The sequence below is a fragment of the Lysinibacillus sp. FSL W8-0992 genome (assembly GCF_038008685.1).
Taxonomy (GTDB): Bacteria; Bacillota; Bacilli; order Bacillales_A; family Planococcaceae; genus Lysinibacillus.
This window is the reverse complement of record NZ_JBBOZQ010000001.1, coordinates 2,089,023-2,114,660: the sequence shown is the minus strand read 5'-3', so window position 1 is coordinate 2,114,660 and position 25,638 is coordinate 2,089,023. Positions and strand designations below refer to the sequence as shown.

Genomic DNA, 25,638 nt, shown 5'->3' with positions numbered 1-25,638 from the left:
TGAGTATCGACAAAAGGCAACATGAAGTAACTCTTGATGCCTTTTGTCATTTTTTTATCCTTTTTTAGTAATCAATTGGAATATTCCTACCGCTTCGTTTAGTTAATTGGAGCGAAGGACGGACTACTCCAGCGGGAACGCACAGAACGTAAGACGTAACAAACCGCACGCTAGCGAGGGTTGGGTTACGGCTTACGTATGTGCCCGCGGAAAGCGTACGCCCGTAGCGCAAATCAACCGCAGTAGTCATCTGTATTTATTTTATAGAAGATTAGCTTTTGGATTCGTGGTCATAAAATAAAATTTATTTAGCAATGTGATTAGGTGATTGGAGCGAAGGGTGGACGACTCCAGCGGGAACGCACAGAACGTAAGACGTAACAAACCGCGCGTTAGCGAGGGTTACGGCTTACGTATGTGCCCGCGGAAAGCATACGCCCGCAGCGCAAATCACCAGTACCCAACTTTATTTATATAGAAAGCTAAAGTTATACAGATAAAACAAGTTAAGGATGTTGACTTCAACCTTTTAGTTTACGGGAATCTCTACTGCTAAATTAAACTCCTCATGTAATGCGTTTGCAGCGCGGATCATTTCGTCCTGTGGTACAACAACAGAAACTTTAATTTCAGAAGTACTGACCATTTTTACTGCAATATCCTCGCGGCGTAAACGGTCAAACATTCGTGCAGCAACGCCAGGATTTGATGCCATGCCTGATCCTATAATTGAAACTTTCGCTAAGCCAATTTCAAAATCTGCAAAGCTAAAACCAAGTGACAATTTACTATCCTCTAGTACACGTAAAGCATCAGCAAACTCTTCTTTTAAAATTGTAAAAGATACTGATGGTCTCACACCTTCTATAATAGCTTGCACAATAATATCAACATTAATGCGATTGTCTGCAAGTATAGCAAACATATCTGCTAACGATGCAGTTGAGTATGTATCATAACCGATTGTTAGGCGAATGATATCAGACTCATAAGCAACACCACGTACAATTAAATTTTTCTCCATTTCAACTTCCTCCTTCAATAAAGTACCTTCTGTATCTACTACGCTTGAACGAATAATGACTGGGATTTGAAACTTTTTTGCGAGCTCCACTGCACGTGGATGTAAAATATGTGAACCTAAATGTGATAGTTCAAGCATTTCATCATATGAAATCTCCTTTAACTTTCTTGCTTTTTCAATATGACGAGGATCTGCTGTATAAACTCCATCCACATTTGTATAAATGTCAACACGTTCCGCTTCTAATGCGGCTGCAATGGCTACTGCTGTTGTTTCTGCGCCACCCTTACCAAGTGTTGTTATATTGTGCGCACTATTAATGCCTTGCTTCCCCGCAACAACGACAATTTGTCCTTGTATCAAATGTTCTTTCATACGGCTCACATCGATATGGTCGATACGTGCATTAAAATGTTTCGCATCTGTTTGCACACCAGCCTGCCAGCCAGTCAATGAAACTGCATCATAGCCTTCCTCTTGTAAAGCAATTGCAAAAAGGGCACTTGCTAATTGTGAGGTCGTCGATAGTAGTACATCCATCTCACGTTTAGAAGCATCGTCTGATAAATCACGTCCCATCTTTGCTAAGTCTTTTGCTGTGCGACCCATTGCTGCAGTCACCACTACTACTTCATAGCCAAGCTCTTTTTTGGCTATCGCTATTTTAACGACCTCTCGAATCCGCTCAGTTGAAGCGATTGCAGGTCCGCCAAATTTCAATACAATACTCGCCATTATCATCATTCTCCTTTTATCAATTCGTCTCTAGAACAGCAAAAAGGCAGCCCTCACATAACGTGAAAGCTGCCTGCAACATGTACAATAAAAAGCTTGCGCATGTGTGATAGCTCTCCGAAACGTAAAGATTCGACAGTCTTACATCTATTAAATGCAAAACCAGCAAAGTATCGGAAACAACGATACTTCACTTCGGCAAGCTCCCCTTTCACACATTGTCACTGGATTTGTCCATCCTTCAATGTGCTACTATTGAAACTTGCACCTCTATCATCACTTAAAATAGTGAATTTATTAATTTTCCCTTTATGAAAATACTTCCTTTTTATACATTGCTCACATAAACATTCATATAAGGTGTAATAGAACAAGATAGTGTTTTCACTTCATTGTTCTATGACAACCTTAGCATATGTCTAATCCTTTGACAATGTCTGTTGCTGAAAATAATTGTAAATACTGTTCGCTAAGTTCGCAGGTATTCCCGCTTCTTGAAGTGCAAGCTCACTTGCCTCACGAATCTTTTTAACAGAGCCGAAATGCTTCAATAATTGTTGCTTGCGCTTTGGACCAACACCTTCAATTCCATCGAGAACAGATTGAATAGCATTTTTCTCATGCTGTTGGCGTAAAAATGTAATGGCAAAACGGTGTACTTCGTCCTGAATACGCTGTAGTAAATAAAACCCGTCACTTGTCCGCTTTAATGCAATGACATCGGGCGGATCTCCAAATAAAAGCTGTGATGTATTATGCTTTTCATCTTTTGCTAAGCCCGCAATTGGGATAACAAGACCGAGCTCATCCTCTAACACTTCTCGCGCTACTTCCATCTGTCCTTTACCGCCATCTATTAGAACTAAATCAGGCAATGGCAAACCTTCTTTCAATACACGCGTGTAACGGCGACGTATCACTTCTTGCATTGCTCCGTAATCGTCATGTTTAGCGGCTGTGCGTGTTTTATATTTACGATATTCCTTCTTTGCAGGTTTACCATCAATAAACACAACCATTGCTGATACCGCATCAGCACCATGCATATGACTATTATCAAATGCTTCAATGCGAAGAGGTGCTGAAATCCCCATTGCTTCACCCAATGCCTCGCAAGCACCAATTGTTCGCTCTTCCTGTCGCTCAATTAGCTGGAATTTTGCCGCCACAGCAATTTCTGCATTTTTCATGGCCAAATCTACTAGTTCCTTTTTTTGTCCTCGCTTCGGCGTTAGCACTTTAACCTCTAATAATTCCGTTAAAATTGCTGCATCAATCGACTGAGGAATAAAAATTTCCTTAGGCTTAATATGCTCAGGCTTTTCATAAAAGCGGCCAACAAATGTTAAAAATTCTTCCTCAACATCCTGATAAATAGGGAAGATGGAAACATCGCGTTCAATCAACTTACCTTGACGAACGAAAAAGACTTGCACACACATCCAGCCCTTTTCAACTGCATAACCGAATACATCGCGATTCGTAGTATCACTGGACACAATTTTTTGCTTTTGCATAACCGTTTCAATATGTGCAATTTGATCGCGGAACTCTTTCGCTCGCTCAAATTCTAGTTGCTCAGCTGCAGCCAACATTTTCGCTTCAAGCTCTTTTTTTACTGTCTCTACTCCACCATTTAAGAACTTCGTCATATCTTCAATCATATCGTGATATACTTGTGCATCAATTTCTTTTATACACGGCGCTAAGCATTGTCCCATATGATAATACAAGCAAACTTTTGAAGGTAATTGTACACATTTTCGAAGTGGGTATAGTCTATCGAGCAACTTTTTTGTCTCACTTGCTGCATACGCATTTGGATAAGGACCAAAGTATTTTGCTTTATCTTTTTTTACTTTACGTGTTGTAATAAGCCGTGGATATTTTTCATTCGTAATTTTTATATACGGATACGTTTTATCATCCGTTAGCATGATATTGTATTTAGGATCGTGTAGTTTAATAAGGTTCAACTCTAAAATGAGTGCCTCTAAATTAGAAGAAGTCACAATGTACTCAAAATCCTCAATCTCACCAACAAGGCGCTGAGTTTTTCCTTCATGCGTTCCTGTAAAATACGAGCGTACTCGGTTTTTAAGCACCTTTGCCTTACCTACATAAATAATTGTCCCTTGTCGATCCTTCATCAAATAGCAGCCAGGCTGATCTGGTAAAATATCAAGCTTTCGTTTAATTAAATCATTCATCGCCTACCTGCCCCCCTTTTTGATGTCTTAATAATAATCGCCATTCCATTACCATTCTCTTATTGCCTTTCATCGTTACAAAAAACAAGAAAATTTATTGAAAAACGAGCGTTTATTGATTTTCCTCTATCTATTATATAACGAAAAAAAGCCAAGCACATCTAAAGATGGCTCAGCTCTTTATTTTACGAATTAAGCATGTTTAGCGATGAATGCTTCTAATGCTTCTTTTGGTTGGAAACCAACAGTTTTGTCTACTAATTCACCGTTTTTGAATAAAAGCAATGAAGGGATAGACATGATTTGGTATTGTGCTGCAGTACCTTGGTTGTTATCCACATCTACTTTTACGATTTTAGCCGCACTACCTGCAGCGTCCATTTCTTCAAGAACTGGTCCAATCATTTTACATGGTCCACACCAAGCAGCCCAAAAGTCGACTAATATTAAGCCTTCTTTAATATCATCTTGAAACGTTGCATCTGTTGCATGTACAATTGCCATTTGAAATCCTCCTTAAATCTTACTATGGTTGTAGTATAGCATGGATAAAATAGCTTGAGCGAACAATCTGCCTGCAATGTATATTTTATGAAAAAAGTGTCAGGAAAATAAATAAAGCCAATTAATTCACTTGATGTCGGCCTTTAAATACATACGTTAACGTAATAAAAATGTAAATTGCTAACGTAATTCCTGTCACGATAATAGAGGTTGTAAAAATAATCCCAATGAGTATGGCACTTAACGCAATAATAGCAATCCACGTTGTATATGGAAACCATTTAACTTCATATGCGCTTGTGTTTTCTGATTGTTTTTTTCGTGATTTTAAATGGGCAATCGCAATAATTAACCAAATAAATAATACTGTATAGCCAAGCGATCCCATTAAGAAATCGAAAGTCTTGCTTCCAGCATATAAAGAAAAGATTACACCTAAATATAAAGCTAACGTACACATTAAAATAGCATATACAGGAACTTTTCGTTTAGATAAGTGCGCAAAGATTTTAGGAACACGACCGTCTACAGCTTGTGTATACAGCACGCGAGACGATCCATAAAGCCCTGAATTCATTGAAGAAATAATAGCAAGTAAAACAACAGCATTCATAATATGGTCTGCACCTGGAATTCCAATCATTTTAAATACCATTACAAATGGACTTTCAGGGACACCATTTACTTCATTCCAAGGAATCAAGCTTACGATAATAAAGAACGGAAGTAGATAGAACGTAACGATACGGACTAATGTACTGCGAACAGCTTTTGGTACTACTTTTTCAGGATTTTTTGTTTCAGCTAATGTAATCCCAATGATTTCTGTTCCACCATAAGAATAAATGACGACAAGCATTGCAGCTATTAACCCCGTTGATCCGTTAGGGAAAAAGCCTCCGTGTTCAGTTAAGTTAGAAAAACCAACTGCTGTATGATTTCCAAACGTACCGAACAATAAAATAAGTCCTGCAATAATAAATACAATAATAACAGTGATTTTAATCATGGCTAGCCAGTATTCTGTTTCTGCAAATAGTTTTACGGATAACAGGTTAACGGCTGTCACTAATATTGAAACAGATAGAGCAAGTATCCAAATCGGATATTGAGGTAGCCAATATTGAATAAAAATAGCAGCCACTACTGATTCTGCTGTAATATTTAAAACCCACATTTTCCAATAGATCCAATCAAGGAAATATGCAGGGTATTTTCCTAACACCGACTCAACTAAATCCCTGAACGTTCTTGCTTCTTTATTTCGAACAGCCATTTCGGCTAAACCTTGCATGACAAATAATAAAATAATGCCTCCTACTAAATACGCAATAAGCACAGACGGCCCTGCCATATCAATGGCTGCACTACTTCCTTTAAATAATCCAGCACCAATGGCACCACCTAACGCCATCATTGTAATATGGCGCGAGGTCATAGTTCGTTTTAATTGTTGATTGTTGTTTTCCACTTTCTTACCTCCTAAAATCAAAAAAGGCATACCGTCTGTTCCTTCATAATCAAATGAAAGAAGAGACGATATGCCATAAGCAACCGCGGTACCACTCTAATTGGTCCAATAAGAACCCAACTTAAAAACCTTGTAACGAAGGTTAATCGTCAAACAAATAGAATAATCCGACAATTCTATTTATCTTACCACTCCTAGGCAAGTTCAAAGTCTTATTGGACTGCGTTGCACCAACCCGCAGCTCTCTTTACCGAATAATGAGCTTTTACTACTCCTAATCTTTGCGTTTCAAAACAATATTATTGAAAAATTAATGATTATTCACCACTATAATGTTTACTGTTAGTTATGTCAATATTTTATTTTACGATAATTTTCAAATAATGCCTTTCACTAGATTCATCCATACAAAAAGCAGGAAGGATTAACCCTTCCTGCTTCTGTTTGTTATGCGTTTACTTTTAATGCTTTAAATTCTTCGATTAGAAGCGGAATCACTTCAAATAAATCGCCTACAATACCGTAGTCTGCTACTTTGAAGATATTTGCTTCAGGATCTTTATTAATCGCTACAATTACTTTAGAGTTAGACATACCTGCTAAATGTTGAATTGCACCTGAAATACCTGCTGCGATGTATAGGTCTGGTGTAACAACCTTCCCTGTTTGACCGATTTGTAAAGAATAATCACAGTACTCAGCATCACATGCACCACGAGATGCACCAACTGCACCGCCAAGTAAATCAGCTAATTCCTTTAATGGTTCAAAGCCTTCCTCTGATTTAACACCACGACCACCAGCTACAACTACTTTTGCTTCTGAAAGATCTACACCTTCTGAAGATTTACGTACGACCTCTTTAATGATTGAACGTAAGTTTGTAATATCTACAGTGACAGAAGATACATCACCTGATTTACCTGCTGCTTTTTCTAAAGGTGCAATATTGTTCGGGCGAATTGAAGCTAACACAATGCCCTCTTTTACTTTTACCTTTTCAAAAGCTTTACCAGAGAAGATTGGACGAATGAATACTACATCGTCACCAGCACCTTCAATCGACGTTACGTCAGAAACAAGACCTGCTTGTAATTTACTTGCAATTTTTGGAGATAAATCTTTACCATTTGCAGTATGACCAAACACAATGCCCGTTGGCTGTTCTTGCTCGATAACAGCTAATAAAGCTTGTCCATAGCCATCTGATGTATATTGTTTTAAATGTGGATGTTCCACCGTCACAACACGATCTGCACCATACTCGAATAATGGACCTGTTAATCCTGCAACCGCGTCCCCTAAAAGTACGCCAACAACCTCGCCACCATCAGCGATTTGTTTTGCTGCTGCAATTGCCTCGAAAGATACATTACGTAAGCTTCCTTCACGAACTTCACCTAATACTAATACTTTTTTTGACATAGTATATTCCCTCCGTTACCCTTTAAGATTCGATTTGCGCTAACACTTAAACAACTTTCGCTTCTGAATGAAGTAGGTTGACTAGCTCTTTTGCTTGCTCAGAAAGTTCGCCTTGTAAAATACGACCTGCTGCTTTTTGAGCTGGTAAGTAAATGTCGACTGTTTCTACTTTTACTTCAACATCATCTTCATCGATATCTAAATCATCTAATTCAAGCTCTGCAAGCGGTTTCTTCTTCGCTTTCATAATGCCTGGTAAAGATGGGTAACGTGGCTCATTTAGACCTTGTTGAGCAGTTACTAAAAGTGGTAAAGACGTTTCAATCACTTCTGAATCACCCTCGATATCGCGCACGATTTTTGCAGATGTGCCATCGATTTCAAGGTTTGTAATTGTTGTAACATAGTTGATGCCTAATAAATCTGCAACACGTGGACCTACTTGACCTGAACCACCGTCAATAGCCACATTTCCTGTTAAAATCAAGTCAGCATCTTTATCTTTTAAGTACTCAGCTAAAATGAATGCAGCTGCATTTTGATCTAATTCATCTAAATCATCTTCTGTATTAATAAGAACCGCTTCATCTGCACCCATTGCTAATGCTGTACGCAATTGCTTTTCTGCATCCTCGCCACCGATTGTAACAACTGTTACTTTACCACCAGCTGCATCACGAACTTGAATTGCTTCTTCAATTGCATACTCATCATAAGGATTAATAATGAATTCAGCGCCGTCCTCTTGGATTTTACCACCCGACACAACGATTTTTTCTTCTGTATCAAACGTACGTTTAATTAATGCAAAAATGTTCATATTTCATACCCCCTGCAACGTTTTTTAAATTCCCAAGTAAACTTGTAAATATTATATATTTTCAGAGTTGATAAACTCCCCTTAAGTGGTTAACAACACTGATGGAAAACTATTTGCCAGTAAACACAGGCTCGCGTTTTTCAATAAATGCTTGAATTCCTTCTTTAGCATCTTCTGATACAAATACTGTACCAAATGATTTAGCTTCTGCTTGAATACCTTCATAAAATGAAGCATGTTTCGCATATTGTAATGCTTGAATCGCTTCTTTTAATGCAATTGGACTCTTCTTCGCAATCTTTTTCGCTACCTTTAGTGTTTCATCAAGTAATACTTCATCTGTAAAAGCACGGTTTGCTAGTCCCCATTGCACTGCTTCTGTACCGGAAATAGGATCACTTGTAAACATCATTTCTGCTGCTTTAGCTACCCCAACATAACGTGGTAAACGTTGTGTGCCACCGAAACCTGGAATAAGACCTAGTTGTAGTTCAGGCAATCCTAATTTCGCAGATTCTGTTACAAAGCGCAAATGACAGCTCATAGCTAATTCTAGACCACCGCCAAGTGCGGCACCATGAATTGCAGCGATTACTGGCTTAGAGAACGACTCAACGCGTTCAAATACTTGTTGACCATGACCTGCAAGCTTCGTAAACTCTTCCCCAGAGTCAACTTCTGTAAATTCTTTAATATCTGCACCTGCTGAGAAGAAACGGCCTTCGCCATGAAGTACAAGGACACGTACTGCGTCATCGTTTTCTACGGCATCTAGCACAGCATTTACTTCTGCAATGATTCCGCGAGATAATGCGTTTGCTGGAGGACGTGCAATCGTAATAATCGCTACTCCATCTTCTACTTTCCAACTTAGAAATTCCATTTCTCCACATCCTTTTAAGCTTTAATGCCGTTCAGGATTAATGCCTGAACTTTCGGAACCTGTTCTATCAAATCATATCGATAGTCATTCATAACCCAAGACGTAATAGTTTCGTCAATTGTTCCAAATACCATTTGACGCGCTAAGCGAACATCCATCGTTTGATTGAACTCACCAGAAACCATACCTTCAATTAAAATTTGATCAAGCAGTTGTAAATAATCTCTTAATACACCATTGATCTTTTGTCGCAAATCTTTATTTGATTGTCGAAGTTCTAATTGTGTAACGGTCGCAAGTGATCGATCTGTAGCTAGAACACTAAAATGATTTTCAATCATCCGTGAAAGTTTGTCTTTCGACGTACTCCCATTTTCTATTATATCTTGTAATGACTCTACAAAAACAGCCATTTTTTCATTAAAGACAGAAATTAATATATCTTCTTTATTTTTAAAATATAAATAGATTGTTCCATCGGCTACTCCTGCTTGTTTTGCAATCTTCGATACTTGCGCTTGGTGATAACCATTTTCTGCAATAACGAAAACAGCTGCATCAATAATTTGCTTATATTTTGGCTTATCTCGCTTCATTTTTAAATCACCACCTACAAAAAACATACGCACACCTAATTATATTATGTGACATAATTGACTGATCGTTAAAATAATAATTTGCCAATATGTGACACACTGTGTAATTCCTTAAACGCTGAAGTTTCGAAACAAATTTTTGAATCGGTTCTTCATGATTAACATGGCGTGGTTTTAAAGAAACAAAAAAATATGAAAATATGAATGGTTATTCATTCATATTTTCATATTATATTTTACATTGGCGCTTGTCAATACTTTACCACGTAGTTATTTTGCTTCTTTATTCGCCATTTTTGTTTTTTCTTCTTCCACTAAAGTACGACGTAGAATTTTTCCGACTGCTGTTTTTGGTAACTCATCTCGGAATTCATAAAAGCGTGGCACTTTAAAAGCAGCTAAGTGCTGACGACAGTATTTATTTAATTCGTCTTCAGTAATCGAATATCCTTCTTTTACAACAATATAAGCTTTTACTGTTTCTCCTCGATACGGATCTGGAATGCCTGCTACTACGCATTCTTGAATTTCTTCCCGCTCATATAATACTTCTTCGACTTCACGAGGATAAATATTAAAGCCACCCGCTATAATTAAATCTTTCTTCCGGTCAACTACATAGAAGTAACCTTTTTCATCCATATACCCAAGATCACCCGTTAAGAACCAACCATCTGCAAAAGTCGCAGCTGTATCCTCTGGACGATTCCAATAGCCCTTCATCACTTGCGGACCTTTAACAGCAATTTCGCCTACTTCACCAACAGCAAGTTGTTCAGTATCCCCTGTACGTAAAATGACAGAATCCGTATTCGGCCATGGTAAACCTACTGAACCTATGACACGGTTACCCCAAATTGGTGTTGCATGCGTTACTGGAGAGGTTTCGGTTAACCCATAACCTTCGACAAGCTTCCCACCTGTTACTGCCTCAAATCGCTCCTGTACTTCTACAGGCAATGAAGCCGAGCCACTTAGGCATGCTTTAATAGACGATAAATCATATTTCGCAATATCCGGATGATTTAATAAACCAATATATAATGTCGGAGCACCAGGGAACAATGTTGGCTTTTGCTTATCAATCGTTTTCAAAGCTGTTTCTGCATCAAACTTCGGTAATAGCACCATTCTATTTTGAGTGAACACCGATAGTAGCATGACTGTTGTCATCCCATAAACATGGAAAAATGGAAGCACGCCCATAATCGTTTCCTCGCCGTGGACACATTTATACATCCAGGCGTCACACATTGTCGTATTGGCAATTAAGTTTTTATGCGTTAACATAACACCTTTCGGATACCCTGTCGTCCCGCCTGTATACTGAAGTAATGCAAGATCTTCTTCGAAATCAAATGGCATTTCAATCATTTTTACAGGTGAGGACTTCATAATTTCTGTAAATAAATGATTTTGCCCGCTATGCTCAACTTTCACACTAAAGCCATACTGCTTTTTTTGAATAAATGGATATACTAAGTTTTTTGGGAATGGTAAGTAGTCTTTGATCGCTGTTACAATGACATTTTCAAGCGCTGTTTCTTTCATGATTTTCATCACGCGCGGATATAAAATATCCATTACTAAAATGACCTTCGCACCTGAATCCGTCAATTGATATTGCAATTCACGTTCAGTATAAAGTGGATTTGTTTGTACTACGACCGCTCCAGCATACATCGCCCCATAGTAAGCGATTACACTTTGTGGCGTGTTTGGTAACATAATTGCCACCCGATCTCCCTTTTCTACACCAAGTGCTTGTAAATAGTTCGCGAACTTAAGTGCAGACTCATATAACTCGGTGTACGTCAAATCCTTACCCATAAAATGAATTGCCACTTTAGATGGTTTCTTTTTATAGGCACGTGTTAAAAACTCTTGCACAGGAATTTCCTCAAACGTTAAAGACGGTGGTATTTCTTCAGGATAATTTGCTAGCCATGGTTTTGCTGTCATACGTCCTCTCCCCTTTGTCCCAAACTTTGTAAATTCTTAATTTAATTATAATGAAAAAGAAATGCACTTTCAAACACAAAATAGAAAATAAATGTATTTTCGATTAATTATTATGCGTTTTACAACATTTATATAACTACCACATAAGGATTTAAAGTCGACTCCCCTTATGAATGTTCATTCATTGTTTCGTTTTTTATACAATTGATGCGCTCCCCATTTCTATATTAAAAAAATAATTTTCTTCAAAAGTATTTCTATCATTTTGTAAAGATAATAGATTTTCTCTATTAGTGCTTCACGTTTTCGATACAAAAAAGCTGTAGAGAAACTTGAAATTCCAAGTTTCTCTACAGCTAGATATTCCCTCACATTATTGAGGTTACATTAAAAAATTATACGGTAAACATATAGTAAATACCGACTGCCAAAAATGCGATGCAGACTATGATTAGAACTTTCGCTAATTTTTCCATCTCATAACACTCCTATGCAATACTTGCCCCAATAACGAACGATAGACCGACTGAAATCGTAAAGGAAATAAAGCCTACTGAGCGATTATCATTGGCAATTTCCTGATCCACGTTAAAGCGTGGCGTCATAAATTCAAATAAGAAATAGGCCACAATTAGTAACGTAAAACCAAATAGTCCCCACCCAATCATTTCACTCAGCGTACTATGGCGAGCAATCGAATAACGGAAAATATTACAAATCCCTAATATTTTACCGCCGGTTGCAAGCGCAACAGCTACATTACCATTTTTTATTTCTTCCCAATTTTTATATTTCGTAACGACTTCGAACAATGCCATCGAGACGACTAAACATAACACAACAACACTAAAATATCCTGCCGTTTCGATAATTGGATATCGCCAAAAGCTAGAATTTAGCATTTTCTCCGTCCCCTTTACAGCTTATTTCAATTCCACAACAGTAACGCCAAATCCACCTTCGCCTGTTTCTCCAAAACGGAAGGATTTCACCCGTTTATGTTTTTTCAGGTAACTTTGTATGCCCTGACGCAATGCCCCTGTCCCAACGCCGTGAATAATCGACACTCGACCATAGTTTGAAAGCAGCGCATCGTCTATATATTTTTCAGTGCGAATAATCGCATCCTCATAGCGCTCCCCACGTAAATCTAACTCTAATTTCACATGGCTATCTCGATTTTTCACACCAGAAACTCGTTGTACAGGCTCTTTCTCAGGTTTAATGTATTCTATATCTGTATCGGCAATTTTCATCTTTAAAATGCCCATTTGTACAACCCATTCAGCATCAGATACTTTTTCAAGCAAAGTACCTCGTTGACCATAGCTTAACACCTTTACCTCATCACCGACAACCAAGTTTTGTGCACGCGCCTTAACTTGCGCTGCTTTTTTCAATACTTTGTTATGCTCAAGTGGTGTCGCTTCTTCTAAACGTTTACGTGCCTCAATAAGCTCATGCTCTTTCACTACTTGATCAGCATTTTTACGCATTTCGCGCAGCTCGGTAATAATTGTTTCTGCTTCTCTTTTTGCATCATCCACAATTTTACGTGCTTTTTCTTTCGCTTTTTTATCGAGTGCTTCTTTGCGATCTTCATATGCTTGAAGCTTGTCTTGTAGCTCTTTGCGTAGTGCCTCAGACTCTAATAGTAAGTCATGTGAGCGCTCGGCATCGTCCTCTGATTGGCGTCTCGTTTCTTCTAAGGAAGCAATCATAGACTCCACCTCATGACGGTCCGTACCTGTGAAGCTTTTAGCACGATCGATAATGGACTCTGGTAAGCCAAGACGACTAGAAATTTCAAATGCATTAGAACGACCAGGCACACCAATGAGTAAGCGATATGTCGGACTTAAAGTTTCAATATCGAATTCTACGCTTGCATTGGCAACACCAGGACGATTATAGCCATATGCTTTTAATTCAGGATAGTGCGTCGTTGCCATGACACGTGCGCCGCGACCATGCACTTCATCCAAAATCGAAATAGCTAAGGCAGCACCTTCTTGTGGATCTGTTCCTGCACCTAATTCGTCAAATAACACGAGTGATTCGTGATCAAACTGCTTTAAAATGTCGACAATGTTTACCATATGAGATGAAAATGTAGAAAGCGATTGTTCAATTGATTGTTCATCACCGATATCAGCAAAAAGCTGCTCAAATACCGCTAGCTCTGAACCATCTAATGCTGGCACTGGTAAGCCTGCCTGCGCCATTAACGTACAAAGACCTACTGTTTTTAACGTAACGGTCTTACCACCAGTGTTTGGTCCTGTAATTACAATTGCTGTAATGTCTCTCCCGAATTCGATGTCATTTGCAACCGCAGTTTCAATAGGTAAAAGTGGATGACGCGCTCGTACAAGTCGGATATAACCGTCCTTGTTCATTTTTGGCATCGTGCATTTATTGGCTTGGCCGTATTTGCCCTTTGCTAAAATGACATCAATTTCACCTAATATTTTCACTAAGTTAAATAAATCTGGTGCAACTTCCTCCACCATCGCGCTTAAAGCAAGCAAAATACGATCAATCTCCGTCTGCTCTTTCATTTTAAGTCGGTGTATTTCATTATTTGCTTGTACAACTGAATCTGGTTCGATAAATAATGTTTGGCCAGATGATGATTGATCATGCACAATTCCACCATAATGATGACGATATTCTTGTTTAACTGGAATTACATATCGGTCGTTACGAATCGTAACAATGGCATCTGAAAGCATTTTTGACGCATTGCTACCTCGAGTTAAGCTTTCTAGTTTCGAACGCACTTTAGCCTCTTCAGCACGCAGAGATTGACGGATAGATCGCAATGTTTGGCTTGCTGAATCTAAAACAGCGCCGTTATCGTCAATACAGTTATTTATTTCATGCTGTAATCCTGTTAGTACAGGCATCATTTCTTTTTTAGTAATGAAATGAGGTATTTCAATGATTTCTTCGGACTCTAAATCCTCAAAGAAATTGCGAAGAATACGACTAGCTCGAATCGTACTTGATACTTCCATTAATTCCATCGCTGAAAGCATCCCGCCGATTTGGGCACGTCTTGCAGCAGGTCGAACATCGAAAATTCCACCCATTGGCACATTACCTTTTACACGTAAAATGGATAGCCCTTCATCCATCTCTTCTAACAACTGAACTACTTTTTCATAGTCTGTTTGTGGTACAAGCTCATCAATGGCTGATTTGCCGATTGAAGAAGTACAGTATGTAGCCACTTGTTGACGTACCTTATCATATTCTAGTGTTTTCAATGCGCGGTTTGCGATCACTGAGAACACCTCCTCAACCTATTTATTTCGTCGAATGAACGCCTCAAACTGTTCACGCGTCCATGTGTTGACAATCATATCTTTTTTCAGCCATGCCTTATTTGCATAGCGCACACCTATATCCATAAAACGTAAATGAGCGGTATCATGAGCATCGGTATTTATCGCTACAGGGACACCTGCTGCAACAGCCATTTCTAAGTGCTCAACACATAAATCTAAACGATATGGATTTGCGTTTAACTCTAAAATTTTACCATATTCCTTCGCCCATTCAATTAGCTGTGCTATATCTGGATTATAACCTGCGCGATCCTCAATAATGCGACCTGTTGGATGGGCAATCATATGAACATACGGATTTTGCATCGCCGTGTGCAAACGCGCCATAATTTTATCCTGTGATTGTGTAAAACTCGAGTGAATAGAGGCTATTACAAAATCTAATTTTTTTAGTACTTCGTCATCAAAATCTAACGAACCATTCGGTAAAATATCCATCTCTGTTCCCGCATATAAATAAAAGTCTGGATGTGCTTCGTTAAATGCATCAATCTCCACTCGTTGCTTCTCTAAACGTGCAGGTGTTAAACCATTCGCCACTTTTAAATACTGTGAGTGATCGGTAATAACGCCATAGTGATAACTACGTGACATTAATGCATCTCCCATTTCAGCAACGGAGTATGCACCATCTGACCATGTCGTATGCATATGCAAATCTGCCACAATATCCTCTAGCTTTACTAAATCCTTTACTTCACTTTGGCGATCAAACTCAGTTGACCCCGTTCGTAAGCTAGGTGGAATAAATGGCATATCAAAATGTTCAAAAAATGCCGCCTCATCCTCAAATGTCAGTACTGAGCCATCTGCTTGCTCTACACCATATTCACTAATTTTCTCCCCACGTGCTTTTGCAAGTTGACGCATACGAACATTATGATCTTTTGAACCAGTAAAATGGTGCAAGGCCGTTGCATACTCAACATCCTTCACTAATCGAAAATCAACACTTATCGGTTCATCTAAATCTAAAATAACTGAAATCTTTGTATCACCTGCAGCTACGACTTCCTGAATTGCAAGTTCACTCAATAACTTCTCTCGGACTACCTCAACCGCTTCAGTTACAACGATAAAATCAATATCTTTACTCGTTTCTGAGGCACGACGGAAGCTTCCAGCTACTGAGAAACGTGCCACTTCCTCCATACTACCGAGAAGTGCTTCAATTTGTAAAACAACAGGCTCTAGCAGCCAAATTGGCAAACGTTCCGAACGATTGGCAAAGTTAGCAAGCTCCTTTAAAATTTTTTCTTCAGTTTTCGCTGCAAAGCCCGCTAGCTCGCGCACTTTACCAGCCTCACATGCAGCCTGTAAGCTTTCAGCAGAGTCAATGCCTAACTCTTGGTGAAGCTTGGCAATTTTTTTGCCGCCTAAACCTGGCAACTTCAATAGTGGCAGTAAGCCTTTTGGCACGATATCTTGTAATTCTTTTAAGAGACTTGATTCTCCTGTCTCAATTAGGTCTTCAATAACAGCAGCTGTGCCTTTACCGATTCCCTTAAGCTTTGTCACATCTTCCATTTCACTTAGGGAGCGTTCGTCTCCTTCAAGTGCAGCAGCGGCCTTTCGGAAGGCTGATACCTTGAACGGATTTTCACCTTGTAACTCCATATATAATGCAATTTTCTCTAGTGTACGAATAATTGTTTTTTTGTTCATTTAGAATTCCTCCTATCGTAAAAACACTTCCCTCTAGTCCGAGAGAAGTGCATCGATTACTATTGCCTATTCATTACGGCTCTGCGCACAAAATAGCTGTGCCCTTAACAGCAACTTCGCCATTTAAGCGGATTTCTACGGACAAACAAGTGAACACCACATTCAGTTTTCCATGCGTAGACGCCAAATTTTATGAAGCATGGAGATAAATATACCACCAATTTTGGAACATCTTTGTAATAATCGGCGTATGCTCCAAAATGAGGCCTGATAAGAACGACTTCGACATTAAATTTTGCACCAAATCAATCGGTACTAATGCCAAAACATACAACACAATAAACAAAATTAAATAATTTTCAATCATGCCAAGCAGTGCACCAAGCCAACGGTTTACTGTATTAAGCACCGGTAGATAGGCAATAAAATCAAAAATAGATGCCACAATTTGCATTGTAATTTTCACAGCAAAGAATATAACCGCAAATGCAATAACACGGTAAAACGTGCGGTCTAAATCTAAGCTGTCAATGACAACCCCGAGGCTTCCCGAATCCGTAACACCTGGATATGGCACCCAAAACACAAATTTCTGTGCTAATGGCTTATAATAAATATACGCAACAATTAGGGCAACGACAAAGCTGACAATATGCATCATTTGTACAATGAAGCCACGTTTTGCCCCCACTAGTAGTCCAACTAATAGAACTACTAATATGATTAAATCTAGCATTCACTTCAACCCTTTAATTTTTTCAATTCTTCTTCTAGTAATTCTATTTGCTCTTTTAAGAGTAAATAATCGTGCACCGTATTTACAGCTGTAAGGACGGCAAGCTTTGTGCTATCAAGTGAGGGATTATGTAAATTCATTTCGCGCATACGGTCATCAACAATAGAAGCGACAAGTCGCATGTGTCCAATGGATTCGGAGCCGACCATTTTATATGTATGACCATATATTTCCACAGAAATTTTATTCTTTTCTTGATTTTCCATAGTCGCACCCTCCAATAAAATCATTTTGCTCACGATTTTGACAGTAATGAGCAACGTCCACACAAAAAAGCTATATATTATCATAACATGAAAGGTATAAAATTGTGAACAATGAGGATAGAAAGGAACGGTTAAATGTCAAATATTGTACTTTTAATTTCAACAAATGCACAAAAAGAGGTGATGTCTTATTACGCAAGTTATTATGTGGAGCGAAAAGCACCAGGTGTCGTATTCGCCGCAAAACTTCCTGATACAGCTATTACGATGTACAAATCGGGGAAATGTATGTTTCAAGGAGGGGGCGCTGAGCGAGAAGCGGCAAGATGGGGTTCCCCTGGGGTAACAACAACCCAAAAGTCCTCACCTGTTGGAGCAAAAGGAGATACGCTTCCCGAGGGCTTTGCTTCAATGTCTGTTTTAGGCTCCGATGAAACAGGGACAGGCGATTATTTTGGGCCTATAACCGTCGCGGCAGTTTACGTTCCTTCTTCAAAAATCGAACTAATAAATGAGCTCGGCGTTAAAGATTCTAAAATGCTTACTGATGACTATATGCGAAAAATAGCTCCAGATTTACGCGCGGCATGTATCCATAGCGTACTCGTATTACGCAATGAAAAATATAATGTATTACAAGCAAAAGGTTACTCTCAGGGCAAAATGAAAGCAATGATGCATAATAAGGCGCTTGGCAATACATTGTCAAAAATGGCCCCTGAAAAGCCTGCACATATATTAATTGATCAGTTCGCAGAGCGCGGGGTCTATTACAATTACTTAAAAAATGAGCGCGAAATTGTTAGAGATGACGTACTTTTTTCAACGAAAGCAGAACAATTACATGTTTCAGTCGCTACCGCTTCGATTTTGGCACGCGCTGCATTCTTAAAGGAAATGGACCAACTAAGTGAGCTAGCTGGCATAGAGTTACAAAAAGGAGCATCTAGCAAGGTTGATGCATTAGCGGCACGAATTTGGCGTGGACAAGGCGAGGAATTTTTGCGTTCTATCACGAAATGGCATTTTGCGAATACAGAGAAGGCTCGGAAGCTAAAATAAATATAGAGGACTACTGCCATTGATTTCGCTACAGTCTGGCGCTTTCCACGGGCACACTGTAAGCCGCAGCCCTCGCTAACGTGCGGATTGTTGCGACTTACGTGGCGTGCGTTCTCGCAGGAGCCGCCAGCTCTCCGCTCCAATTAACTTAATAGGTAATAAAAAAGACAAAAGGCACCAAGAGTTAACTTCTTGGTGCCTTTTGTCGACACTCTAAGCTGTCTCTAATTTCAAGACAGCTTGTTAAATTAGTATAAATTAACGTACTTCTGTTCCTTCAATTGTGGCGATTGCTTTTAACACTTTGTTATGTGCTACAACAACTTCATCATCTGTTAATGTTCGTTCTGGATCGAAGTATGTTAATGAGAAGGCAACAGATTTTTTACCTGCCTCCATTTTTTCACCTTCGTAGACATCGAACACGCGAATATCCTTTAACAGCTTCACGCATGCTGAACGAATAGCGGTAATTACTTCACCCGCTGCTGTTGCACGGTCCATAACTAATGCGATATCTCGAGACATAGCTGGGAAACGAGGAACTGGTTTATAACCAAGTGGTGCTTCACTTGCATTTGCATGAAGTAATGCTACTAAATTCATTTCCATTACGTACGTATCTTTTACACCCCATGTTTTTTGTTCTGCAGGATGTAAACCGCCGATAATACCAACTTGTTCTCCATCTAATAAGATGTTAGCTGTACGTCCAGGATGTAAACCAGCTACTTCTGATTTAACAAATGTAATACGATCTGCTAAACCAAGCTTACCAATTACGCCCTCGATAATCCCTTTTAATACGAAGAAATCTACTTCCTTTTTCTCGCCTTGCCAAGCATGATCTAACCATTTACCTGTTAAAACAGCTGCAACATGCTCTTCTTCAAACGGTAGCCCCTCTTCTGTTTGACCAAGGAAGACAGAACCAACTTCGTATAATGCTACGCTATCTGCTTTACGCGCAACGTTATATGCTGCTGCTTCAATTAAATGTGGAATTAAGCTTTGACGTAGTGTTGAACGATCTTCACTCATCGGCATTAATAAACGCGTTACAGGCTCTGCTTTTAGTGCAAAGCGTTGTGATAGTGCTGCAGATGTTAAAGAATAAGTGACAGCTTGATAAAGTCCTGCGCCTTCCATAAAGTTACGCACTACACGACGATTTGCTTGGTAAGCTGTCAATGTCCCAACTTGGTTAGCACCTTCTGGTAAAGTCATTGGAATTTCATCGTAACCATATAAACGTGCAATTTCTTCAACGATATCTTCTTCAATTTTAATATCTTGACGACGTGTTGGAGCATCGATAATTAATAAGCCATTCGCTGCTTCTACACCAAATTTCAAACGCTCTAAAATCGAAAGCATATCTTCTAATGAGATTTTCATGCCAAGACGTTCGTTAATAAAGTCTGGAGAGACAACAACACGTGCTGGTGTTTTATCTAATTCATCTACGATACACGTACCCTCTAACACTTCACCGCCAGCTAACTCAGCAAGTAATGCTGCTGCACGTTCTGCTGCAGGAAGCACTCGGTTTGGATCAACGCCTTTTTCAAAACGAGCTGATGCATCCGAGCGAAGACCTAGATTACGTGAAGTTTGGCGCACTGTTAAGCCATCGAAATAGGCAGATTCAATAACAACAGTTGTTGTAGATTCTGTTACCTCAGAGTTTGCTCCACCCATTACACCTGCAATCGCTACTGGCTCTTTGCCATTCGTAATCACTAAATCAGTCGCCTTTAATGTACGTTCTTGGTCATCTAAAGTCGTGATTTTTTCACCTTCTGTTGCTTTACGAACAACAATTTCACCTGTTGCTAAGCTATCATAGTCAAATGCATGAAGTGGTTGACCATATTCCATTAAAATATAGTTTGTCACATCGACTACATTGTTGTGAGGACGTACTCCAGCTGCCATTAAGCGGTGCTGTAACCACATTGGTGATTCTGCAATTTTAACGTTTTTCACAACTTTCGCTACGTACATTGGGTTTGCTTGTAGATCTTCCACTTGAAGCTTTAATAAGTCCCCTGCCTTTTCAGAAGATGTATTATAAGCGATTTCTGGGTACTTTACTTCTTCGGAAAGAATTGCACCAACCTCATAAGCTACCCCTAACATTGAAAGCGCATCGGAGCGGTTTGGTGTTAAGCCAAGCTCAAGCACAGTATCACGAAGACCTAAAACCGCTAGTGCATCAGAACCCACCTCTGCATCTGCTGGTAACACATAAATGCCTTCAGCATAAGCTTTCGGTACTAACTTACCTTCAATACCAAGCTCTTGCAATGAACAAATCATACCGTTTGATTCGTGCCCACGAAGTTTTGCTTTTTTAATTTTAATGCCACCTGGTAAATGTGCACCAGGACGAGCAACGATTACTTTTTGACCTGCATCTACGTTTGGCGCTCCACAAATAATTTGTTGTGGTTCCGCCTCCCCAACATCTACTTGGCAAATGTTTAATTTATCGGCTTCAGGGTGCTTCTCTTTTGACACAACATAGCCGACAACGACTTTATCCATACCGCTAGCACGGTCAATAACTGCGTCTACTTCTATGCCAGAGCGTGTAATTTTTTCTGCTAAATCTTCAGGCGCTAAGTCCTGTGTACTTACATAATCTTTTAACCATTCTAATGATACTAACATTTATAGTCCCCCTTACGCCTCTGTTCGCTCGAATTGTGATAAGAAACGTGTATCACTTGTATAGAAATGACGAATATCGTCGACACCATATTTCAACATAGCAATACGTTCTGCACCAATACCAAATGCGAAACCAGAAACTTTCTTCGGATCATAACCAGCCATTTCAAGCACATTTGGATGTACCATACCCGCACCTAAAATTTCAATCCAACCTGTGCCTTTACATACGTTACAGCCTGAGCCACCGCATTTGAAGCAAGAAATGTCCATCTCTACAGAAGGCTCTGTGAATGGGAAGAAGCTTGGGCGTAAACGAATTTCACGATCAGCACCGAACATTTTTTTCGCTAACGTATCTAACGTTCCTTTAAGGTCGCTCATACGAATATTTTCGCCAATTACTAAACCTTCAATTTGCATGAATTGGTGAGAGTGTGTTGCGTCATCATTATCACGACGGAATACCTTCCCTGGACAAATTATACGAATGGATTCGCCTTTTTTTGCTTCCATTGTGCGAGCCTGTACTGGTGATGTATGAGTACGTAATAATATTTCCTCGGAAATATAGAACGAGTCCTGCATATCACGCGCAGGGTGACCTTTTGGTAAGTTTAAAGCTTCAAAGTTATAGTAATCCTTTTCTACTTCTGGTCCTTCAGCAATTTCGTAACCCATACCGATAAATAAGTCTTCAATTTCTTCGATAACACGTGTTAATGGGTGACGGTTACCTACTTTAATATCACGGCCAGGTAATGTAACATCAATCGACTCACTTGCTAATTTTTCAGCAATAGCTGCTTCTTCTAAAACAGTTACTTTTGTTTCTAGCACCACAGTGACATTTTCACGAACTGTGTTAACTAAAGCACCCATTTTCGGACGTTCCTCAGCCGATAGTTTCCCCATGCCTTTTAATAAATCTGTAATTGGCCCCTTTTTCCCTAAATAAGCGACACGCACATCATTTAATTCTTTTAAATTTGCTGCTGCTTCAATTTTCGCTAGCGCTTCTTGCTCTAATTGCTTTAATTGCTCTTCCATGTGTAAAACCTCCTTGTTCATATAAGTGCCCGCCTGCACAAATGGCACAAAAAAACCTCGCCCCCAAAAAAGGGACGAGGACATATTCGCGGTACCACCCTAGTTATTGCACGATTAACTCCGCACAATCACTTCATTGACATAACGACTCGATTGAAGCCGGCATACCTTTACAGCCATTTTCACTTGCTGGTCCCGGTAGCTGCTCGCAGGCTGAATTCAAAATTGCATTGGTTCGGCGCTGGCTCTCAATCTCTGGCCTACGCTCCCTGTCGTCCATTCACAATCTTTACTACTTCCCGGTCAAAGCATTTCAATATACTTAATTACAATTTAAATGTGATTATACATTATTACGCCGCTTCAAAGCAAGGGGCATCTGTTCCTTGTTGCAATATGATTTGATTTATCGGCGCTTGCTGCTGTGTTATGATCAATTGCCGTAGTTTTATCGGCGATTGCCAGCGTTTTATCGGCGATATCGACTTGTCTAATATGTGTAAGACAATACTTATTTTACAAACCCATATAAAACAATACCTGTTGCAACAGCGACATTTAATGATTCTGCTTGTCCAAAAATAGGAATAATGATATTTTGATCCGTCATTGCTAATAACTGCGGATTAATGCCACTTCCTTCATTCCCCATCATTATAGCAAAAGCACCCGTATGCTGAATATCATTATAAACGACAGCATCCTCATCAAGTGCTGTTCCAAATACAGGCACACCATTTTCCTGAAGCATATCAATCCAATCTTCTAGTTCTCCACGAATCACTGGAATATGAAAATGTGATCCTTGCGCAGAACGCAGTGTTTTCGGGTTATAAAGATCTGCACAGCCCTTGCCAAGTATAACCGCATCCAAACCAGCTGCATCCGCTGTTCGAATCATTGTTCCAATGTTTCCTGGATCTTGTACAGCATCGATTAAAAGAACCTTGCGCCAAGAAACCATTACATCTTGCTCTACCGTCATCTGCTTACAAACTGCAAAGACTCCTTGTGATGTCTCAGTCTCTGCAAATTCCTTTGCAACAGCTGCTGTCACTTCTACCATTGCGACATCATCAATTGGCCATAGCATAGGTAAATCAACGCCCTCACGCACAATTAGCTGTAACACTTGACCACTATTTTTCAACGCTTCTTCTACTAAATGGAAGCCTTCAACTAAAAACTCACCTGAACGCTCACGCTCTTTTCGAGTAGTCGCTAATTTTTTCCAATATTTCACTAACGCATTTTGCGTAGATTCTATTCTCTTCATCGTCTTTCGTACCGCCTTTTTCCTATTTACTGTTCATTATTATACAGTAGAAAACAACAAATTACATAGTCCAGCAAAATGTAGGCAATTGTCAGAATTGTTTGGGTGTCTGGTACTCAAAAGTGCTTACTCTATTTCTTCCATTCTCCTTCGATACATACAAAGCTTTATCAGCCTTTTTCAAAATCGTCAAATCGGTATCCTCTTCAGTTACTGTTGCAATACCGATACTGATTGTGATGCTACCAGTTTGCCACTGTGCCTGTTCAACAGCTTGACGTAATTGCTCGGCAATAGTCCACGAAGTAGTCACATCTGTTTCAGGTAAAATGATGACAAATTCCTCCCCACCAAAACGAGCAACTACATCACCTTGACGAGCTTGGGCATTTAAAATTTGTGCCAATTGGGCAAGGACTTCATCACCTACTTGATGTCCGAATGTGTCATTTACCTTTTTAAAATGATCGATATCTAAAATTAAAAGAGAGAATGGTTTTGCTGATTCGTGAAATATAGCTAGCTGCTCCTCAAGCTGCTCTTGAAAAAATCTTCTGTTTTTCAATCCTGTTAGCTTATCAGTAACGGATAGTTCTACTAATGTAGCGTTGATGTTTAATAGCTCATCTTGTTTTTTCCCAATTTCCAAATGCAGTTGCTCTAATTTAGCTAAAGCCTGATCCTTTTCTAAATAAGCAGCCTCTAGTTGCTTTTTCGCTGAGCGTAATTCTAACTCATAATCAATGCGCTTTTTCATCGGTACTAAAATACAATCAATACATTCAGTCTCTTCCACCAAATACTTCCTGCCATTCAATAGAAAAGGAACAGCTGTACCATTGCAATGTTTTAAACTGATAAACAGTTCTTCTACACGATCGTTAAGATTTATAGTTGGGTAAAAATAAGAATGAAAAATCATCTTATTCGGCTTGGACATTAGCAATTCAATATGCTGGTGTAATAAATCCACCCGTTCATAACCCATCCACTCCAGAAAGGTTTGATTCACCTCTATCATCATTCCATCATGCGTAATGGCAATAAATCCACAAGGTGCATAGTTCAATCGTTTATCCATGAATTATTCATAATCCTTTCATATTCCATTACAGAAATTGTGTAATTAACTGAATCGTTTCCTCTGGGTGACTAATATGAGGATAATGACCTTTTGCAGTCATCAATCGAAACGTACTTGCTTTTAAATGGTTGTGCAAATATTCACCAACCTCAATTGGAACTATACTATCATCCGAACATTGCATAATTAAAATAGGAACACTAGCCTTTATTAAGTCGCCTCGATGATCTGATAAGAACGTTACTTCGGCAAACTCCCTTGCAATAACTGGGTTAGCAGATTTAAAAGTCTGTTCAAGCTCTATTGTTAGTTTTGGAGAATCAGGATTATTCATGGCAATCGGCGCTAGAAAGCTAGCCCAGCCTGAAAAATTCATTTCCATCATATCTAATATTTCTGTAATATCACTCAGCTCAAATCCACCAACATAGCCATTTCCATCATTTAAATACCGTGGCGAAGGGCCAATCATCACTAGTTTTTCAAAATAATCAGGGCGTTCAATGGATGCAAGCAAACCAATCATTGAACTAATCGAATGACCAATAAAAATGACTTGTTGCAGTCCAAGAGTCTCAATGATGTCTAAAACATCCTGCTTGTACCCTTGAAGAGACTGATATTTTTCGGATTGATAAGCGTTTAAATCTGAATTACCTGAACCAACATAATCAAACAAAATAATTTGATAATGCTCCTCAAAAGCTGGCGTAATATAGCGCCACATATTTTGGTCGCAACCAAATCCATGCGCAAAAAGGATCGGCTGCTTCCCTTTTCCAATTATCTTCACATTATTGCGTTCCATAACATCCATCATCGCATTTACCCCTTCTAGAA

At 39.2% G+C, this 25,638-nt stretch carries 20 protein-coding genes, 1 riboswitch and 1 other annotated feature; of the genes, 1 reads left to right on the top strand and 19 read right to left on the bottom strand.

Going from position 1 to position 25,638, the window contains the following annotated elements; all coding sequences use genetic code 11:
• Positions 1 to 529: 529 nt before the first annotated feature.
• The 14 genes from NSQ74_RS10425 to zapA form a co-directional block, all read right to left on the bottom strand.
• Positions 530 to 1,759 carry an aspartate kinase gene (locus tag NSQ74_RS10425; protein WP_340823170.1) on the bottom strand — a complete coding sequence of 410 codons (1,230 nt, stop codon included), beginning with the start codon at positions 1,757 to 1,759 and terminating at the stop codon, positions 530 to 532.
• A gap of 102 nt (positions 1,760 to 1,861) precedes the next feature.
• Positions 1,862 to 2,040: riboswitch (Lysine riboswitch) on the bottom strand.
• Between the two features lie 138 nt (positions 2,041 to 2,178).
• Positions 2,179 to 3,969, bottom strand: a complete 1,791-nt coding sequence (uvrC, locus tag NSQ74_RS10420) for an excinuclease ABC subunit UvrC (RefSeq protein ID WP_340823168.1) — start codon at positions 3,967 to 3,969, stop codon at positions 2,179 to 2,181.
• A gap of 192 nt (positions 3,970 to 4,161) precedes the next feature.
• Positions 4,162 to 4,473: a thioredoxin gene (gene trxA, locus NSQ74_RS10415; RefSeq protein WP_340823166.1), complete on the bottom strand. Its 312-nt coding sequence runs from the start codon at positions 4,471 to 4,473 to the stop codon at positions 4,162 to 4,164.
• A 121-nt stretch (positions 4,474 to 4,594) separates the two neighbouring features.
• Positions 4,595 to 5,944 carry an amino acid permease gene (locus NSQ74_RS10410; RefSeq protein WP_340823165.1) on the bottom strand — a complete coding sequence of 450 codons (1,350 nt, stop codon included), beginning with the start codon at positions 5,942 to 5,944 and terminating at the stop codon, positions 4,595 to 4,597.
• Positions 5,945 to 6,002: 58 nt separating this feature from the next.
• Positions 6,003 to 6,235, bottom strand: a binding site (T-box leader).
• A gap of 156 nt (positions 6,236 to 6,391) precedes the next feature.
• The gene (locus NSQ74_RS10405; RefSeq protein WP_340823163.1) at positions 6,392 to 7,369 is read right to left on the bottom strand and encodes an electron transfer flavoprotein subunit alpha/FixB family protein; all 978 of its coding nucleotides are present in this window, start codon (positions 7,367 to 7,369) and stop codon (positions 6,392 to 6,394) included.
• A gap of 46 nt (positions 7,370 to 7,415) precedes the next feature.
• Positions 7,416 to 8,189 carry an electron transfer flavoprotein subunit beta/FixA family protein gene (locus tag NSQ74_RS10400; RefSeq protein WP_340823162.1) on the bottom strand — a complete coding sequence of 258 codons (774 nt, stop codon included), beginning with the start codon at positions 8,187 to 8,189 and terminating at the stop codon, positions 7,416 to 7,418.
• A gap of 109 nt (positions 8,190 to 8,298) precedes the next feature.
• Positions 8,299 to 9,072, bottom strand: a complete 774-nt coding sequence (locus tag NSQ74_RS10395; RefSeq protein WP_340823160.1) for an enoyl-CoA hydratase — start codon at positions 9,070 to 9,072, stop codon at positions 8,299 to 8,301.
• Between the two features lie 14 nt (positions 9,073 to 9,086).
• The gene (locus NSQ74_RS10390) at positions 9,087 to 9,668 is read right to left on the bottom strand and encodes a TetR/AcrR family transcriptional regulator (RefSeq protein WP_172772354.1); all 582 of its coding nucleotides are present in this window, start codon (positions 9,666 to 9,668) and stop codon (positions 9,087 to 9,089) included.
• A gap of 270 nt (positions 9,669 to 9,938) precedes the next feature.
• Positions 9,939 to 11,630, bottom strand: a complete 1,692-nt coding sequence (locus tag NSQ74_RS10385) for an AMP-binding protein (protein ID WP_340823159.1) — start codon at positions 11,628 to 11,630, stop codon at positions 9,939 to 9,941.
• A gap of 488 nt (positions 11,631 to 12,118) precedes the next feature.
• Positions 12,119 to 12,532 (bottom strand): DUF350 domain-containing protein, encoded by a 414-nt coding sequence (locus NSQ74_RS10380; RefSeq protein WP_010860124.1) that lies wholly within the window; start codon positions 12,530 to 12,532, stop codon positions 12,119 to 12,121.
• Between the two features lie 21 nt (positions 12,533 to 12,553).
• Complete coding sequence (locus NSQ74_RS10375) at positions 12,554 to 14,920, bottom strand: endonuclease MutS2 (RefSeq protein WP_340823155.1); 2,367 nt, start codon at positions 14,918 to 14,920, stop codon at positions 12,554 to 12,556.
• An 18-nt stretch (positions 14,921 to 14,938) separates the two neighbouring features.
• Complete coding sequence (gene polX, locus NSQ74_RS10370) at positions 14,939 to 16,648, bottom strand: DNA polymerase/3'-5' exonuclease PolX (protein WP_340823153.1); 1,710 nt, start codon at positions 16,646 to 16,648, stop codon at positions 14,939 to 14,941.
• 190 nt (positions 16,649 to 16,838) lie between these two features.
• Positions 16,839 to 17,384, bottom strand: coding sequence for a CvpA family protein (locus NSQ74_RS10365; protein WP_340823152.1), 546 nt, complete (start codon positions 17,382 to 17,384; stop codon positions 16,839 to 16,841).
• Between the two features lie 5 nt (positions 17,385 to 17,389).
• Positions 17,390 to 17,650, bottom strand: coding sequence for a cell division protein ZapA (gene zapA, locus NSQ74_RS10360; protein ID WP_024363855.1), 261 nt, complete (start codon positions 17,648 to 17,650; stop codon positions 17,390 to 17,392).
• Positions 17,651 to 17,785: 135 nt separating this feature from the next.
• Between zapA and rnhC the strand changes: the two genes are divergently transcribed.
• Complete coding sequence (gene rnhC / locus NSQ74_RS10355) at positions 17,786 to 18,712, top strand: ribonuclease HIII (protein WP_340823151.1); 927 nt, start codon at positions 17,786 to 17,788, stop codon at positions 18,710 to 18,712.
• Between the two features lie 258 nt (positions 18,713 to 18,970).
• Here the strand turns inward: rnhC and pheT are convergent, their stop codons facing one another.
• The 5 genes from pheT to NSQ74_RS10330 all read right to left on the bottom strand — a co-directional run bounded on the left by pheT (position 18,971) and on the right by NSQ74_RS10330 (position 25,618).
• Complete coding sequence (pheT, locus tag NSQ74_RS10350; protein ID WP_340823149.1) at positions 18,971 to 21,388, bottom strand: phenylalanine--tRNA ligase subunit beta; 2,418 nt, start codon at positions 21,386 to 21,388, stop codon at positions 18,971 to 18,973.
• 12 nt (positions 21,389 to 21,400) lie between these two features.
• Positions 21,401 to 22,438 (bottom strand): phenylalanine--tRNA ligase subunit alpha, encoded by a 1,038-nt coding sequence (pheS, locus tag NSQ74_RS10345; protein ID WP_340823148.1) that lies wholly within the window; start codon positions 22,436 to 22,438, stop codon positions 21,401 to 21,403.
• 511 nt (positions 22,439 to 22,949) lie between these two features.
• Positions 22,950 to 23,714 carry a TrmH family RNA methyltransferase gene (locus NSQ74_RS10340; RefSeq protein WP_340823147.1) on the bottom strand — a complete coding sequence of 255 codons (765 nt, stop codon included), beginning with the start codon at positions 23,712 to 23,714 and terminating at the stop codon, positions 22,950 to 22,952.
• Between the two features lie 91 nt (positions 23,715 to 23,805).
• Positions 23,806 to 24,795, bottom strand: coding sequence for a sensor domain-containing diguanylate cyclase (locus tag NSQ74_RS10335; protein WP_340823146.1), 990 nt, complete (start codon positions 24,793 to 24,795; stop codon positions 23,806 to 23,808).
• A gap of 28 nt (positions 24,796 to 24,823) precedes the next feature.
• Positions 24,824 to 25,618, bottom strand: coding sequence for an alpha/beta fold hydrolase (locus tag NSQ74_RS10330; RefSeq protein ID WP_340823145.1), 795 nt, complete (start codon positions 25,616 to 25,618; stop codon positions 24,824 to 24,826).
• Positions 25,619 to 25,638: the final 20 nt, after the last annotated feature.